Annotated in this window: 17 protein-coding genes; 7 read left to right on the top strand and 10 right to left on the bottom strand. The window is 45.3% G+C overall.

Going from position 1 to position 14,616, the window contains the following annotated elements; translation table 11 throughout:
* Nucleotides 1–3: 3 nt before the first annotated feature.
* Entirely contained in the window at nt 4–1,965 is a 1,962-nt protein-coding gene (gene tlpB / locus M1D90_RS05030; RefSeq protein WP_438367174.1) for a methyl-accepting chemotaxis protein TlpB, read from the bottom strand.
* 152 nt (nt 1,966–2,117) lie between these two features.
* On the opposite strand from tlpB, the gene M1D90_RS05025 reads away from it, so the two are divergent.
* On the top strand, nt 2,118–2,855 hold the full coding sequence (locus M1D90_RS05025) for a protein-glutamine gamma-glutamyltransferase (RefSeq protein ID WP_020452748.1): 738 nt from the start codon (nt 2,118–2,120) through the stop codon (nt 2,853–2,855).
* On the opposite strand, the gene M1D90_RS05020 is transcribed toward M1D90_RS05025, so the two are convergent.
* Genes M1D90_RS05020 through M1D90_RS05010 form a run of 3 tightly spaced genes read right to left on the bottom strand, consistent with a single transcriptional unit; the run spans nt 2,835 to nt 6,027 of the window.
* Nucleotides 2,835–3,890 (bottom strand): nitronate monooxygenase, encoded by a 1,056-nt coding sequence (locus M1D90_RS05020; RefSeq protein WP_023856121.1) that lies wholly within the window; start codon nt 3,888–3,890, stop codon nt 2,835–2,837. The two genes, M1D90_RS05025 and M1D90_RS05020, sit on opposite strands and share 21 nt — an antisense overlap.
* Nucleotides 3,891–3,904: 14 nt before the next feature.
* A complete protein-coding gene (locus tag M1D90_RS05015; protein WP_023856122.1) occupies nt 3,905–4,306 on the bottom strand; it encodes a secondary thiamine-phosphate synthase enzyme YjbQ in 402 nt (133 codons plus the stop codon).
* Between the two features lie 38 nt (nt 4,307–4,344).
* Nucleotides 4,345–6,027, bottom strand: coding sequence for a glycoside hydrolase family 13 protein (locus M1D90_RS05010; RefSeq protein ID WP_023856123.1), 1,683 nt, complete (start codon nt 6,025–6,027; stop codon nt 4,345–4,347).
* A 302-nt stretch (nt 6,028–6,329) separates the two neighbouring features.
* On the opposite strand from M1D90_RS05010, the gene M1D90_RS05005 reads away from it, so the two are divergent.
* Both M1D90_RS05005 and M1D90_RS05000 read left to right on the top strand, forming a co-directional pair.
* Entirely contained in the window at nt 6,330–6,920 is a 591-nt protein-coding gene (locus M1D90_RS05005) for a TetR/AcrR family transcriptional regulator (protein ID WP_016886099.1), read from the top strand.
* Nucleotides 6,917–7,591: a YqeB family protein gene (locus M1D90_RS05000; protein WP_023856124.1), complete on the top strand. Its 675-nt coding sequence runs from the start codon at nt 6,917–6,919 to the stop codon at nt 7,589–7,591. The genes M1D90_RS05005 and M1D90_RS05000 overlap by 4 nt, the downstream gene beginning before the upstream one ends.
* An 82-nt stretch (nt 7,592–7,673) precedes the next feature.
* Here the strand turns inward: M1D90_RS05000 and M1D90_RS04995 are convergent, their stop codons facing one another.
* From M1D90_RS04995 to M1D90_RS04980, 4 genes are all read right to left on the bottom strand, one after another.
* Nucleotides 7,674–8,459, bottom strand: a complete 786-nt coding sequence (locus M1D90_RS04995) for a GH12 family glycosyl hydrolase domain-containing protein (protein ID WP_020452753.1) — start codon at nt 8,457–8,459, stop codon at nt 7,674–7,676.
* A 182-nt stretch (nt 8,460–8,641) separates the two neighbouring features.
* Nucleotides 8,642–9,931: a hemolysin family protein gene (locus M1D90_RS04990; protein WP_020452754.1), complete on the bottom strand. Its 1,290-nt coding sequence runs from the start codon at nt 9,929–9,931 to the stop codon at nt 8,642–8,644.
* A gap of 50 nt (nt 9,932–9,981) precedes the next feature.
* Entirely contained in the window at nt 9,982–10,656 is a 675-nt protein-coding gene (locus tag M1D90_RS04985; protein WP_023856125.1) for a zinc metallopeptidase, read from the bottom strand.
* Between the two features lie 98 nt (nt 10,657–10,754).
* Nucleotides 10,755–10,979 (bottom strand): hypothetical protein, encoded by a 225-nt coding sequence (locus M1D90_RS04980; RefSeq protein WP_023856126.1) that lies wholly within the window; start codon nt 10,977–10,979, stop codon nt 10,755–10,757.
* A gap of 182 nt (nt 10,980–11,161) precedes the next feature.
* On the opposite strand from M1D90_RS04980, the gene M1D90_RS04975 reads away from it, so the two are divergent.
* Complete coding sequence (locus tag M1D90_RS04975; protein WP_020452756.1) at nt 11,162–11,416, top strand: membrane-integrating protein MstX; 255 nt, start codon at nt 11,162–11,164, stop codon at nt 11,414–11,416.
* The gene (locus tag M1D90_RS04970; RefSeq protein ID WP_020452757.1) at nt 11,413–12,396 is read left to right on the top strand and encodes a potassium channel family protein; all 984 of its coding nucleotides are present in this window, start codon (nt 11,413–11,415) and stop codon (nt 12,394–12,396) included. The genes M1D90_RS04975 and M1D90_RS04970 overlap by 4 nt, the downstream gene beginning before the upstream one ends.
* Here the strand turns inward: M1D90_RS04970 and M1D90_RS04965 are convergent.
* Both M1D90_RS04965 and M1D90_RS04960 read right to left on the bottom strand, forming a co-directional pair.
* Nucleotides 12,393–12,797, bottom strand: coding sequence for a YugN-like family protein (locus M1D90_RS04965; protein WP_023856127.1), 405 nt, complete (start codon nt 12,795–12,797; stop codon nt 12,393–12,395). The genes M1D90_RS04970 and M1D90_RS04965 overlap by 4 nt on opposite strands.
* Before the next feature lie 37 nt (nt 12,798–12,834).
* The gene (locus tag M1D90_RS04960) at nt 12,835–13,401 is read right to left on the bottom strand and encodes a DUF421 domain-containing protein (protein WP_023856128.1); all 567 of its coding nucleotides are present in this window, start codon (nt 13,399–13,401) and stop codon (nt 12,835–12,837) included.
* Between the two features lie 117 nt (nt 13,402–13,518).
* Between M1D90_RS04960 and M1D90_RS04955 the strand changes: the two genes are divergently transcribed.
* Nucleotides 13,519–13,995 (top strand): TspO/MBR family protein, encoded by a 477-nt coding sequence (locus M1D90_RS04955; RefSeq protein WP_026580041.1) that lies wholly within the window; start codon nt 13,519–13,521, stop codon nt 13,993–13,995.
* Between the two features lie 74 nt (nt 13,996–14,069).
* On the top strand, nt 14,070–14,597 hold the full coding sequence (locus tag M1D90_RS04950; RefSeq protein WP_020452761.1) for a GNAT family N-acetyltransferase: 528 nt from the start codon (nt 14,070–14,072) through the stop codon (nt 14,595–14,597).
* The last annotated feature ends 19 nt before the right edge of the window (nt 14,598–14,616 follow it).

Genomic DNA, 14,616 nt, shown 5'->3' with positions numbered 1-14,616 from the left:
TCATCAAATTGTAAACTTTTTCGTTAAGTCGCGCAGTTCTTCAGCCATTTGTTCGAGCGTCGCAGCGGATGAGCTGATTTCTTCCATTGAAGCCAGCTGTTCTTCCGCTGAAGCAGCGATGTCTTGAATGCCGGCAGAGCTTTCACGCGATACGTCGGCGATCTCTTCGACCGCGTCGGATATTTCGTGAGAACCTGTTGACAAATGCTCTACGGCGGCGTTCATCGTCTGCAGCTTGCCTGCGATTTCGTTCGTCATGTCGTAAATATGTTTAAAACTCGTTTCCGTTTCTTCCGTAATTTCGAGCCCTGACTGTACTTCTTGGTTGACCGATTTGAACATGTTGAGCGAATGTTCGATTTCCTTGACGATATCCTGAATCAACTCTTCGATTTCTTTTGCCGATCCTGCTGATTGGGCCGCAAGCTTTCTGACTTCTTCAGCGACAACCGAGAATCCTCTGCCTGATTCGCCGGCCCGCGCTGCCTCGATGGCGGCGTTCAGCGCCAGTAAATTCGTTTGATCAGCGATTCCGTTTATGACGCGCAGGATCGCGGTGATATCTTTCGATTTCGCTTCTAGCCCTTTGACAACCTGTTCGGCCTGTCTGACGGACTTGTTGATCGAATTCATCTGCCCGACGGTTTGTTGGACGAGCTCTCCGCCTGTTTCGGCAATTTCCGTCGATTTACCCGAGGATTCTGTAATCGATTCCGATACGCCTGCGATTTCATTCAGCTTGTCATTCATTTGGCTGAGCCGCTGTGAGCTCGCTTCGACTTTTTCATTTTGACTTTCAGCGCCGCTTGAGAACCGCTCGATGGCTAATGTAATGTGCTCCGTCGCTTTACTTGTCTGGTCGGCGCTTGCCGTCAGCTGCTCTGATGAAGATGCCACATTGTCGACCGATTCCTGAATTGTGCTGATCAGCGAACGCAATGAGTCAGCCATTTCGTTGAAGCTTGCGCCCAGCTGTCCGAATTCGTCTCTGGAGCGGACATCGATTTTTTGTGTCAGATCTCCTTCACTGATGCTTTTTGCAGAAGAGACGAGTTGATTTAAAGGCTTGCTGATCGCGCGGACGATAAAGTAAACAAGAATGCCGCCCAGAATAATCGCGCCTGCCAATGTCATGACTGCCATGTGAAGCACAGGCTGTGCAGCGTCTTTAATCTCTGCTGTATTCATCTCTCCGCCGATTTTCCAGCCTGTTAGTTTATTGGTCGTGAAGACCGTTTTCTTTTCTTTGCCTTTTTCATTAAATGTGAACAAGCCGCTCTCTTTGCTGAACATCTGCTCTGTCAGATCGGCTTCTGCTTCTGTGCCGGCTTTCATTTTCGGATGGGCGACATACGTTTTCCCTTCGCCGATGATGAATGCATAGCCGGTTTTTCCGATGCTGATGCTGTTTGCCGATTTGATCAGCTTGTCAATGTTTAAGTCAAGGGCGACTACGCCTGATCCGTCTTTGTTCTGCTTGGCGATCGTGACGACCATATGGCCTGTTGATGCAGACTCATAAGGTTCAGTTACAATCGTTTTCCCTTTTTCCTGGACAGCCTGTTTGTACCAGTCGCGTTCTACCGGGTCATACCCGTCAGGCAATGGAGCATTCGGATATTGTGCGTAAACGCTATCCTCCGAACCGGTGAATACGAGTTCGACGTCGGGATTTTGTTTTGCAAATTGCTCAAACCGCTGTTTAATGGCGGTCTGCCCTTTCTCTTTGTACGCTTTTTGATCAATCCATTCGCTGAAATACGCAATAGAAGTCTCCTTGCTGCCGATATCTTGCTGAATGATGTCGTTCAGTTCATCGATATTGTCTTTCGCACTTCTCAAAATCTCATCCTCAAGCGTGCTGCTGGCCGTAAAATATGAAGTAGCCGAAAGAACCAAGATCGGAATTGTTAAAATGAATATAAATGAAAAAATTAATTTTTTAGAAATAGAAGGCCGTTTCATCCAATTTAAAAGCTTTTTCATGTGTGATTCCCCTTTCTCTACTTTTATCGGAGACGGGGTCTATTTTTTAAGTAAAAAAAGCGGAAAATTAGACCGTTTTCCTGCCCAAGCATCAGGCATACGCTAATAAAAAAGGGAAAAGGGTGTATCCTATGATAAGTGTTTCGGGCTACTGGCTCCGTCCTGAGGATATCGAAAAACTGAATGTCAGTCAGACGCAGAGAGACATTGCCAACCGGATGCTGGCCATGCCGTCCAGATATAGATACGGTTCAATCTCAGAACTGTTATTTGAGCTGAGATTCAGAGTGCATACCGTCGAATCAGCCAGAGAGCTGATCAACAGCGGAGCAAAGTTTGCCACCTTTTCAAAGACATACGGGAATGAAGAGTTTTGGAGGGTGACGCCTGAGGGGGCTTTGGAGTTGAAGTACAGAGCGCCGGCTTCAAAGGCGATTCGAAATATTTTCGAAAGCGGCTCTCTTTATGCTTTTGAGTGCGCAACTGCGATTGTCATCATTTTTTATATGGCGCTCCTCAAAACGATCGGCGATCAGACATTTGACCGGAATTATCAAAGAATCATTTTATACGATTGGCATTATGAGCGGCTGCCGATCTATACAGATAAGGGGAACGACTACCTTCCGGGAGACTGCCTGTATTTCAAGAACCCTGAATTCGATCCCGAAAGACCGCAGTGGCGCGGAGAAAACGCTATTTTACTTGAAAATAATCTCTATGCGGCACACGGTCTGGGGATCTTAAGCGGCGAAACGATCATTGAAAAACTGAACGGGCTGAGAAAGCCTCATGCACAGACGTCCGCCTATCTGCTTTCTCAAGTGACACGGGTTGATATTCCTGCATTAATACAAATGATCAGATAGCACATCGGCAGGCGCAAGCTGATCCATCAGCTCCTTCACCGTCGTTAGCCGGACGGAGGCCCGCACGCCCTGCCCGGACCACAATGACATGCCGTCCGGATTCCCTTCAAGCTTCGCCTGTTTTCTCATCGGCTGCGTCAGCGTATTTTGCAGAGGATAAGGCAGCGCTTCAGCTTCGTCCGGGCGCCTGTCTTCCATCCATTGATTGACGATGCCTCTTGCCGGCTTCCCTGAGAACAAACGGGTCAGCCTTGTGTCTGTTTCAACCGCTTCGAGCAATTTTTGTTTGTATGCAGGGTGTGTTCCGCTTTCTTCGCACGTCAAAAAAGCGGTGCCGATTTGAACGCCCTGTGCGCCGAGGGCAAAAGCTGCCGCAACACCTCTTTTGTCAAAAATGCCGCCCGCTGCAATAATCGGAACCGACACATGATCTGCCGCTTGGGGAATTAAAGCCATCGAGCCGACAGCGGGTTCTCCCTTCGTTTTCAAAAAGGCACCCCTGTGGCCGCCAGCTTCACTTCCTTGAACAACGATGACATCCATCCCCAATTCTTCAAGCATCAAGGCTTCTTCAACCGAAACGGCGGTGCCCATTAAACAGCAGTTTCGGTCTTTCAGTTCTTTGACGGCATCGGCCGGCGGCGGGCCAAACGTAAATGAAACGGCGCTGACCCCTTCCCTTAAAATGATTTCGATTTTCTCGTAAAAATCGTCCCAATCGTGTTTCTCTTCTGGCACGGGTGAAGCCGAACGTGCATAAGGTATCTTCTCTTTCCACCCTTCATACTCTTCCCGTCTGACGTTTTCCCGTTTTTCCGGAATGAAGAGGTTGACTTGAAACCCGGCTGATGTCAGCTTTTTAGTCTCCAGAATCTGTTGTTGAAGAACTTCCGGCGTCAAATAGCCGGATGCAAGGCTGCCTAAGCCGCCGCAATCTGATACGGCGGCGGCGAGCCTTGGTGTTGTCGGTCCACCCGCCATCGGCGCCTGGATCACAGGCTTTGATAAAGAGAGACGTTCCATGAACTGATTCATTTTATTTTCTCCTTTCAATCGGCTGTGATTTTAAAATAGCATGTCCGGTGCCTCGGGCCGTCGAACTCGCAAAAATATATACCCTGCCAAGTCCCGAGGACAAGCCTGCCCCCTTCAATGATCATATGTTGCGATGCCCCGACCGTGCTCGCTTTCAAATGCGCCGCGGTATTCCCTTCCATATGGCGGTCAAGCTCATGTTCCCACGGATACACTTCATCGAACCGTCTCAGCATATCGCGTTTAACATCGGGGTCGGCATTTTCATTAATCGTAATGCCTGCCGTTGTATGCGGACAGTAGACAATAACAGTGCCGCTGGAAACGCCATTTTCTGAAACGAATCTTTGGACGTCATTTGTAATATCAAGCATTTCATCGCGCCGGTTTGTTTGAATCTGTATTTTTTTCAACATATGAATCCGCTCCTTTCCTGGCACCCTTTCTCTATTCGTTATAAATCGCCGATTTCCTGTCTGATCATGTAAACGCGCGCCTCATAAGGCTTCATCACAAAAGATGTAAGGTGCTTGTGCGCGTTGATATCAGCATTTGACAGCAGCAGTCCGTCCGTACATAACGGGTATGCGGGATGGTGGTAATACGCCTGGCGCGCGCTAAGGTTGACGATCACGATGGCCGTTTCTTCCCGAAGCTTTCGCAAGTATGCGAAAATCTGCCGGTCCTCAGGCAAGAGCAGTTCATATGATCCGTCGATGAAGACGTCATACCGCTTTCTGATCGCGATCAACCGTTTATAAAAATGATAGACTGACCGGGGGTCATGCTGCTGATGAACTGTATTGATCAGCTTGTAATTTTCGTTCATGCAGAGCCACGGTTCTCCTTTAGTAAAGCCGGCATTTGGCCGATCCGTCCATTGCATCGGCGTGCGGGCGTGATCCCTGCTCTTTTTCCAAACCGCCTTCATGATGTCTTCGTGTGAGCGGCCCTTTTCTTTTTGAATCCGGTAATCATTTTTAATCGATACGTCATCATAATCATCTATCTCGAAGAAAATCGCGTTTGTCATTCCGATTTCCTGCCCTTGATAAATAAACGGGGTGCCTTTCATCAAAAAATACATCGCAGCTAAGGCCTTGGCGCTGTCTACTCTGTATTTCCCGTCATCTCCCCAGACTGAAACGGCCCGGGGTTGATCATGATTTTCGATAAAAAGCGCGTTCCACCCTTTCCCCTCAAGAGCCGATTGCCAGTTTGACAATATCCGCTTGAGTTCGGGGAGATCGAGTTCTCCGCCTTCAATCCCCCAAAGACCGAGGTGTTCAAATTGGAAAATCATGCTGAATATCCCGTTTGATTCTCCAACCCAGTCCTCCGCTTCTTCAGCGCTGACACCGTTTGCTTCGCCGACTGTCATGATATGGGGATACCCGGCGAACGTATTTTCTTTTAGTTCCTGCAATAACGCTATAATCCCGTCGACATTCATATGATAAGCAAATGAAGGCACAAAAGAGAGCCCTTCCGGATTCGGCAGATCCGGAAGTCCTTCTTTTTTCTTAATGTGTGAAATCGCGTCAACCCTGAACCCGTCGATTCCTTTTTGAAGCCACCAGTTGATCATGTCATAAAGAGCGCTTCGCATGTCACTGTTTTCCCAATTCAGATCCGGTTGCTTTTCGTGAAACAGGTGCAGATAATATTGCTCTGTTTTTTCGTCATAGGTCCAGGCTGAGCCGCCGAATATGCTTTCCCAGTTGTTCGGTTCGCTCCCGTCCTTTCCGTCTTGCCAAATATACCAGTCCCGCTTCCCGGAATTCCGCTCTGCCCTTGATTCGATAAACCATGGATGTTCATCGCTCGTATGATTGATGACGAGATCGATGATCAGTTTCATTCCGAGCTGATGCGCTTCAGTCAGCAGAGCGTCAAAGTCGTCCATCGTGCCAAATTCCGGCATAATGCTTTGATAATCCCTGATGTCATAACCGTTATCGGCATTGGGAGAATCAAAGACCGGACAAATCCAAATGGCATCTGCCCCGAGCTCCCTGATATACGGAAGCTTCTCTCTGATCCCGTTGATATCTCCGATGCCATCCCCGTTCGAATCCATAAAACTGCGCGGATACACTTGATATATGACAGCCTCTTTCCACCATGCCCTTGTCATTCAAACACCCCTTGTTGTGAAGACATTATGATATATGAATAAAATATTTTTAGACTCCGAACATAAACATCCTATAAACTTTGATATACCAACGATTATACGTTTCTCAATACTAAATATGCTTTGCGGCTTATAAATCCTTTGAAGGCAGCAAGGGTGATGGCAAGAGTAGGTGAAAGAAGCTTTAATCCTTTTGAAACGGAGCATCTGTTAATACAGAATATGTAAAGCATAAATTACAGTTGCTTTTTTACCTATCGGTAAGTAAAATAAATATACAGATTATGCTAAGGATGATTTCAATGAAAAAGAAAATGAACACCCAAGATGCGATTGTTGAAGCAGCATTTACTCTTATTGCCCAACACGGCCTAAAAGGCACGAGCCTTTCAATGATTGCATCGGAAGTCGGCATTTCTAAACCGGCTATTTACTATTATTTCCCTTCTAAAGAAGAGCTGGTGGATTATCTATTTCACATTGTATTTGATGATCACAATTTCTCTGAATTTTTTTCAATCAATGAGTACACGAAGGAAAACTTTAAAAAACGATTAATAACAGACGGCATACGCTATTTTGAAGAGTATAAACATAACTCTCCTGCTTTAAAAGTGGTACACGAGTTTGTTTTAAGTGCAGCACAAAAACCAAGGTATGAGAAAAAGCTTAAATCTATCATGGAACAATTCTTAGAAGGTTTTGAAGCTTTGCTTTCTTACGGTGTCGAACTCGGTGTCATCTCTTCTAAAAACACCAAAGTGAATGCACACTCCCTTGCCCTGATCATTGATAATTTGGGTAACTTTATGATTTTAGGAATCGAGATGGATTATAAAAAAATATGGGAAACAGCAGTCAGTCATGTGATGAAAGGCAGTGAAAGATTTTGAATCAGGAAACGATTATTGGATTATCTAAAATAGAGAAAACCTTATATTGGATCATTCCACCGGTTTTAGGAGCTGTTCTTGGATGGTTTTTGCCTGTTATAGCCGATTGGGTATTGACCATTCCAATCGTTCCTTTTAAAGGGCCTTTGGAATTTATCACATCACTAAACAATTTTTGGGTTTCAATTATCGCTGCAGTTATCGGAATCGTTGCCGGCCTATTTTTTTCACAATATATTTTCACTGAAATTCTTCAGGTGTTCATCTCTGATCAAAATGTGAAGCTGTTGTTTAAAGAGAAAGAAGAAGTGATTGAGAAAAAAGACATTTCTGCAGTTTATCTTGAGAATAAGGATCTTGTTGTTCTTGATCATAAGGGTACTGAATTGTACCGTGAACAACTTGAATCAAAGAGAGCCCTTGCAGAAAGTGCTTTTAAACATCACGGCTATAAATGGGCAGACGAAGATCCTTTTAAGAATGAGTATCAACGCTGGGTTGCGGATCACCCCGATTTTCCCTCGCATATCAATACGCTACTTTTAGCCAGAGAACGAGCTTTACTGGATAATAAACATGAAGAAGCAAAAATTCTGCGCAAAGACCTGGCAAAGCTTGGAGTGGTTATACAGGATGAAGATAAACGGCAATACGTAAGGATGGTATCGTAATATTTCAGTTGCGAACGCCTAAAAAAGAACATTAGGAATAAATTAAACACCGCTCTTTTTGTGAAAGAGCGGTGTGAATCCATCAGCGGACTGTTACGTCCCAATTGGAAATATTAATTTGTCCTGTGCCTCCGAAAACTTCCGTCCCGAATTCCACACTGCTGACATACTTTGTTTTGGAAAGCCAATGTTTGGAGTCGGCAAGATAATTCGTGAAATCCCGAACATTCAGGTTCGCACGTTGGGTGTTTGCCGTTCTGACAAATGAAAACACGTTCCATCCTTTGCCGCTTCCAGCATCAATATAGCCTTTATATACTTTCCAATTGTGCCCGCCGATCGAAACAGTTTCGACATAAGAACCGGCAGGTCCGGCATTTGTGTTATTGAGCCAGATCATAATCTCATCGGTTGGAGCCGAACCCCAGCTTGCCTTGTTTGTATTGTGGAGCCAAATGTCATATGCGGCATTGTACGTGCCGTTCGCACTGATCGAATAGCTGACTTTCGTGTTGATGTTTTTTTGATCTGACAATCGGGTCGGGAAGCCGCTGCCCGCAGTATAGCCTTCAGTCCAATGCCAGCCGCTGACGATCGACGGATAAGCTTTTACTGTGCTTGTATTGCTCGGCCAATTCCATACCCAGCCCATGTCTGAATCATTGTTATGATAAATGGTCTGCCACCAGCCGCTGACCTGGTCGGCTCCCCAAACATTGTTGAATATGTAGTATTTTTTGTTTTTAAAATACAATTTATCCGACGGGTTTGATGACGAAGCAGCAAGCGCTGAGAGCGGCCCCGTCAGCAGCATGATACATACAGCTCCCCATAGCAGGATAGCTTTTAGCAAATGGTTGTTTCTCACGTATTGAAAACCTCCTCATATTTATACACCCTATTATAAAAAAGAACGAAACGGAGTACATTCGTAAAAAGTCATGAATTTCCATAGATATATCCTCTTATCTTTGAAAAGATATCCATTTTATTGAAATAAAGAACGGCCATCGAACTAAAAAACAGCCGCGGTCGCCCGCAGCTGTCTTTTTAAAATTCCGTTTTTTTCACTTCAATGAAACGGATATGATGATCTTCAGCATCAAGAATTTTAAATTCGCATCCCTCAGTTTTGAGGATGTCACCGTTTTTCAGCTCCATCTTTTGCGTCAGAAGCCAGCCAGCAATCGTATCGACTTCTTCGTTTTCAATCGCGATATGAAGGAGGTCATTCACTTCGTCGATTAAAGCCTTTCCGTCCATAATATAATGGTGTTCGCCTTTTTTTATAATGTGCGGCATTTCGTCCTGATCAAACTCATCCCTGATTTCCCCGACGATTTCCTCCAATATGTCTTCAACCGTAACCAGTCCTGCCGTTCCACCGTACTCATCAACAAGAATGGCCATATGAATCCGTTCCTTCTGCATGCGAATCAAGAGCTCCTGGATCGGTATGTTCTCAATCACCCTGATGACAGGCCTCATTAAGTCCGTTAAAGGAATCGTCTCGTCGAGAAAATACGATTTAAACAAATCCTTGCTGTTGACAATTCCGATAATATGATCTTTATCATCCTTAATGACCGGATATCTCGTATAGCGTTCATTAATGACGGTTTCAATCGCTTCTTTTATGGATTGATCGGCCAACAAGGTAGCCATCTCCGTTCTCGGCACCATGATTTCCCGGGCCAGTCTGTTGTCAAATTCAAAAATTTTGTTGACGTATTTATACTCAGACTGGTTGATTTCTCCTTTTTTATAGCTTTCAGACAGCATAAGCCGCAGCTCTTCCTCACTGATTGCCACTTCATGCTCTTTAACCGAATGGAACCCGAACAGCTTCGTTAACAGCCGGGCCGAGCCATTCAGCAGTTTGATAAACGGGAACATGATTTTATAAAACAAAATGAGCGGCTTCGCCGTCCATAAGCTGACGGCTTCCGCTTTTTGAATCGCAATCGTTTTTGGCGCAAGCTCGCCGACCACAACGTGCAAAAATGTAATGATGACAAAGGCGGTAACAATCGAAGCCACTCTTAAAACGGATTCAGGCAGGCCAAATAGTTCAAAAAGCGGATGGATGATCCTTTCGAATGTCGATTCTCCGAGCCAGCCGAGCCCTAATGCGGTGATGGTAATGCCGAGCTGGCAGGCAGACAAATATTCATCAAGATTTGTCACCACTCTTTTGGCCGCAATCGCCCGCTTATCCCCGCTTTCAACAAGCTGATCGATTTTTGTGCCGCGGATTTTGACGATCGCAAATTCGGCGACAACGAAAAAAGCCGTAGCTGCAATTAAAAGTATGACGAGTATGAGATTCAGGATATTCAAAAAAAGCCCTTACCAAATATGGTAAGGGGCCACCTCCTTAAGACGAATGGTTAGTCATTACGACCGGACAGGAAAATTGCGACGAAGCGCAGCAGCTCAAACAGCGAAACAAGCGCTGCAGCAACATATGTCAGAGCCGCGGCATCCAGCACCTTGCTGACGCCTCTTTCTTCCGTGTTGCGGATCATTCCTTCTGAAACGATGATCCTTTTTGCCCGGGAGCTTGCGTTAAATTCAACAGGCAGTGTCACAAGCTGAAAGAATACGGCCGCCGAAAACAAAATGATGCCGAGTCCGATCAGATTCAGGCTTCCGAGCAGCATTCCGCCGATAAACAAAAACGGCGCCACTCCCGAAGAAAAGTTCACGATCGGAAACATCTTATGCCTCAAAACAAGTGCGCCGTATGATTCCTGATGCTGCAGGGCATGTCCGCATTCATGGGAAGCAACGGAAACCGCTGCAATTGAACGGCCGTAATATACGGGTTCGGACAGGCGCACAACGCGTGCTGTCGGGTCATAATGGTCTGTCAAGGTTCCTCTTACCGGTTCAACCGGGATATCGTAAAGGCCGTTTTGGTCGAGAATCTGTCTGGCCACTTCGGCTCCAGTTCTCCCGCTTGACGCCTCTACTTTTGAATATTTTTCAAAGTTGCTCTTTACTTTAAATTGTGCCCAAATCGATAAACCTAATGCAGCAAATGTTAACAAGTAAAAAATCATGCTCATGCAATCATCTTCCCTCTTGTGATAAGTCGTTTAAAATTTTAATTGTAAATATATTTTATCCCGAGGGATTTCCTTTTGTACAGAAAAGTGCACTACCTTTTTCTTCGCGGTAAACAAACCCCGATAAAGATCAGCACCATTCCTGACACCATGATATAGAAAGGCGGCCTTGTGGACAGCTCCTTGAAAAACTCCCTCCAGAATACCTCATCAGAGGAATGATAAACGGCGTTTAAATCAAAAATGAATTGAATGGATGCCGCCGCCATCAGCTGGACTCCGACCAGTATGAAAAAGAGCCTCATTAAACAGGACATTCCGCTCCCATCCCTCATCCGTTTATAAAAAGTGTATGGAAGGACGGGAACCGATATGACGCCCCAGTAAAAATCTTCAGCTCTACCGGTTATTGTCGGTTATCGAAGGTTTATTTTTACCTGAAAAATTTTTGTAAAATAGGGATATACTGAATAAAAAGGAGAGCACGGGTGGTGACACGGTGAAAGTAACGGATCAGGAAAAAGAACAGTTAAGCACGGCGATTGATAAAATGAATGAAGGGCTTGATGCGTTCATTCTTCTCTATAACGAATCGGAAAAAGACGAGCAGCTGATCGAATTTGAAGAAGAAACGGCTGAGATGATCAGACAAGCGATTGAACAGCACGGGAAAGTAAGCACCAATCAAAAGTTAAATGCAATCATCAAAGAGATTTTATCATTTTCCCTGCGGAAAGACGGTGAAGAAACATGAAATCAAACCGTGTATTTATCGCATGGCTGAGGTGGCCGATATATGTCCGCATCGCAATCATTATCCTTTTATTGATCATCCTTTTCGGTCAGCTGATCACATTCGTCGAGCCGCAGCAGTTTTCAAACGTTTTTGAAGGCGTATGGTGGGCGCTGATCACCGTGTCCTCAGTCGGATATGGCGATTTTGTCCCTAAAACCGCACTCGGCAAAACCGTCGGCATGCTCCTTATTTTAATAGGGGCAGCGTTTGTCACGGCCTATTTTGCAACGATGGCGACGGCCGCTTTTAGCAAGCAGCAGCGCTACGCCGAAGGCAAGGTCAACTACAGAGGCAAGGGACATATGATCCTGATCGGCTGGAACGAGAAATCCAACAAGCTGATGAGGACGCTCCAGGCCGCCGATTCAAACAAAACGATCGTGCTCATTGATGAAACACTAAAGGAAGGCCCTCTGATGGAAAACATTCATTTCATCAGAGGACCCGCTGCGGATGATGCCACACTGCAAAAAGCCAATATTGAAGAAGCTGAAATCGTCTTTATTACCGCCGATCAGCATAAAAGCGAAATATCTGCAGATATGCAGTCGGTCTTAACATTGCTGGCTGTTAAAGGCTTGAACCCGTCGGTGTATTGCGTTGTAGAAATCTTGACGGAAAAGCAGAAAAAAAATGCCGAGCGCGCCGGAGCGAACCAAATCATCAGTACGGCGGACCTTTTAAAAACAGCGATGCTGCAGCATTTTCTCATTAAAAATCAGCTTCCTGATCCGCTATTTAAGGAAGCCGATATTCATTTCAAAGTCCATCGGGTTCCGCTTCCGAAGACGATGGAAGGTGCGTCTTTTCAAGAAGTGATTCACCATTTCATGAAGGAAGACATTTTCGTCATCGGTATTCACCAAAAAGACGGGCCTGTGCTGTCTCCTTCATTTTCGTACAAGCTTCAGCCGACAGACCAGCTGCTGTCACTTTAGGAAAGAAGCGCCTTTTCGAGTTCTTTTACATACGATTGGCCAAGCTTTTCATAGACGTCGGGAATATCGGCGTCTTTTTCTTTCGGTTCAGCAAACTGGTCAAAAGATGCGCGAAAATTCCCCTGAACGACGTAGTCGTCCAGCGCTTCCTGATAGACGTGGCGAAGCAAAAATGGTGTACCGAGCTTGACCGTCGCATTTTGCGAATCAAGCTGTCCGTCCTCCGCTTCAAACGGAATCCGCAAAAATAAGTATCCTTCCTCATCATCAATTTTATAGTCAAAAAAGCCGCGGTCATATTCCCAGCCGCCGCTGATTACATAACCGAGAGGCTTGAGCGTCTGTTCGAGATGATAAAGAGAAAACGACCGGTTTTCCAGTTCAGAAGGTAAGCTTATCATAAAAAAACTCCTTTTTTCGTTTTTATACTTCAGGGCCCTAGCGCAATTGTTTATCAGGTTCGTGCAGGTGCCCTTCATTGATTTCCTTAAACAGATTGTCCTCCGGCTGCTGCAGGTTGTTTTGCATGCGGAGGAATTTTTTATACTCTCCCATAGTAAAAGGCTTTGCATCATCCGATAACTCGTAGCCGATCTGGCCGTTTGATTCGAGCGTTACGTTTTTCACGTCCGATAATTTTGAAATCCCCTGTGTCCTGAGCCTCATTTCCAGCTGGTCGACAGTCAGGCGGTGCCTTTTTAGGTTCTGCTTCTGAAGCTCGCCGTTTTCGATTAATACAACGGCTTTCCCCGCAATCAGGCTTTCAAAAAAATCAAATTTCATTTTCAAATACTCGATCAACAGAAGGACGATGATAAAGATCGATGCAGCTGCCACCGTTTTAAAAATGCTGTCTTCAATGATCGGCTGAACAATGATCGTTCCGATGGAAATCATGACGACGGTGGTGGCTATTGTCATTTGCGAAATTGATTTCCTCCCCGAAATTCTCAGCAGAACAATACCCGTTAAGATGAGAAACAACGTTTCCAATACAAATAACATGATGTCACTTCACCCGTTTTATTTTTTAGTATGGATCAGAAGCTTGTGCGGTATGAGTATATTTAAACGAATAGGGAAAGACAAAGGTATCAAGCTTACTATGGGGAGGGACTTTTATTGAAGAAGGAAAAAATAGCAACGGCTGTCATCGTGTTTCTCGTTACATATGCACTGTTTTCACTGGCGAGCGTTTTATTTCCCGTAGATCGTGAATGGTATGAGTCATTGAACAAACCGGATTGGACACCGTCAGGCCGTTTGATCGGAACCATCTGGAGCGTGCTGTTCGCCTTCATTTCATTAGCGGCGGCGCTTGTGTATGCCACATATGATCTGAGAAAAGCAGCGGCGCCATTTTGGATCATGCTGATCATTAACTATTTGTTTAACCAGGCATTCAGCTATTTTCAATTCACGGAAAAAAACGTACTTGCTGCCGCGGCCGACTCCTTTTTCGTAGCCTTGACCGCTCTTGCGCTCGCCTTGATTACACTTCGCATTCATAAAAGAGCAGCACTTCTCCTTGTCCCTTATGTGTTGTGGAGTTTTTTCGCGACTTATCTCGCGTTTACGATTTACGGGATGAATCATTAGGTTAACGAGCCCCGCCGGCTATTGCCGTGTTAAAATAAGGTGAACAGCTGCCTTACAAGGGGGACCGGAATGGAATGAAGCACTGCTTTCTGCAAACAACACGCATCGGCTTTTCTTTATGGGCTAAAGAGAATTTGAATTTGGCAAAGACATTGTGGGGAAATCGAGATGTGGCCAAATATCTGACAGCAGACGGAATTATGACCGATAGCGAAATAAGAAATCGTTTGCTGCTTGAGATCGAACAATACAAAACACACGGTGTGCAATACTTCCCGATATTTAAAACAGGAAACAACGAATTCATCGGATGTTGCGGACTTCGCCCCTATGACCCGGAAAATGATGTGTACGAGCTTGGTTTTCATCTCGTCCGTTCGGCTTGGGGGAAAGGTTATGCATCTGAAGCGGCTGAGGCCATGATTGAATACGCATTTAACAAAATCCGGGCAAAAAAGCTGTTTGCGGGACATCACCCTGAAAATACAGCTTCACAAAAACGACTGGAAAAATTGGGATTCGTCTACACTCATGACGAATTTTATCCGTCTACTGGACTTCAGCATCCGTCATATGAATTAAAACAGCCTCCTGGACAATAAGTCCGGAGGCTGTTTTTTC

Source organism: Bacillus sp. JZ34, from assembly GCF_053903205.1.
The sequence above is the reverse complement of the archived record's forward strand: the minus strand, read 5'-3'. Positions and strand labels throughout refer to the sequence as shown.

Coding starts and splice junctions, on each gene's coding strand:
- M1D90_RS04970 (WP_020452757.1), top strand. CDS start 11,413: ATGAAATCAAACCGTGTATTTATCGCATGGCTGAGGTGGCCGATATAT.
- M1D90_RS04950 (WP_020452761.1), top strand. CDS start 14,070: ATGAAGCACTGCTTTCTGCAAACAACACGCATCGGCTTTTCTTTATGG.
- M1D90_RS05010 (WP_023856123.1), bottom strand. CDS start 6,027: ATGACAAGGGCATGGTGGAAAGAGGCTGTCATATATCAAGTGTATCCG.
- M1D90_RS05005 (WP_016886099.1), top strand. CDS start 6,330: ATGAAAAAGAAAATGAACACCCAAGATGCGATTGTTGAAGCAGCATTT.
- M1D90_RS04965 (WP_023856127.1), bottom strand. CDS start 12,797: ATGATAAGCTTACCTTCTGAACTGGAAAACCGGTCGTTTTCTCTTTAT.
- M1D90_RS05015 (WP_023856122.1), bottom strand. CDS start 4,306: ATGTTGAAAAAAATACAGATTCAAACAAACCGGCGCGATGAAATGCTT.
- tlpB (WP_438367174.1), bottom strand. CDS start 1,965: ATGAAACGGCCTTCTATTTCTAAAAAATTAATTTTTTCATTTATATTC.
- M1D90_RS05025 (WP_020452748.1), top strand. CDS start 2,118: ATGATAAGTGTTTCGGGCTACTGGCTCCGTCCTGAGGATATCGAAAAA.
- M1D90_RS04980 (WP_023856126.1), bottom strand. CDS start 10,979: ATGTCCTGTTTAATGAGGCTCTTTTTCATACTGGTCGGAGTCCAGCTG.
- M1D90_RS04960 (WP_023856128.1), bottom strand. CDS start 13,401: ATGTTATTTGTATTGGAAACGTTGTTTCTCATCTTAACGGGTATTGTT.
- M1D90_RS04985 (WP_023856125.1), bottom strand. CDS start 10,656: ATGATTTTTTACTTGTTAACATTTGCTGCATTAGGTTTATCGATTTGG.
- M1D90_RS05020 (WP_023856121.1), bottom strand. CDS start 3,890: ATGAATCAGTTCATGGAACGTCTCTCTTTATCAAAGCCTGTGATCCAG.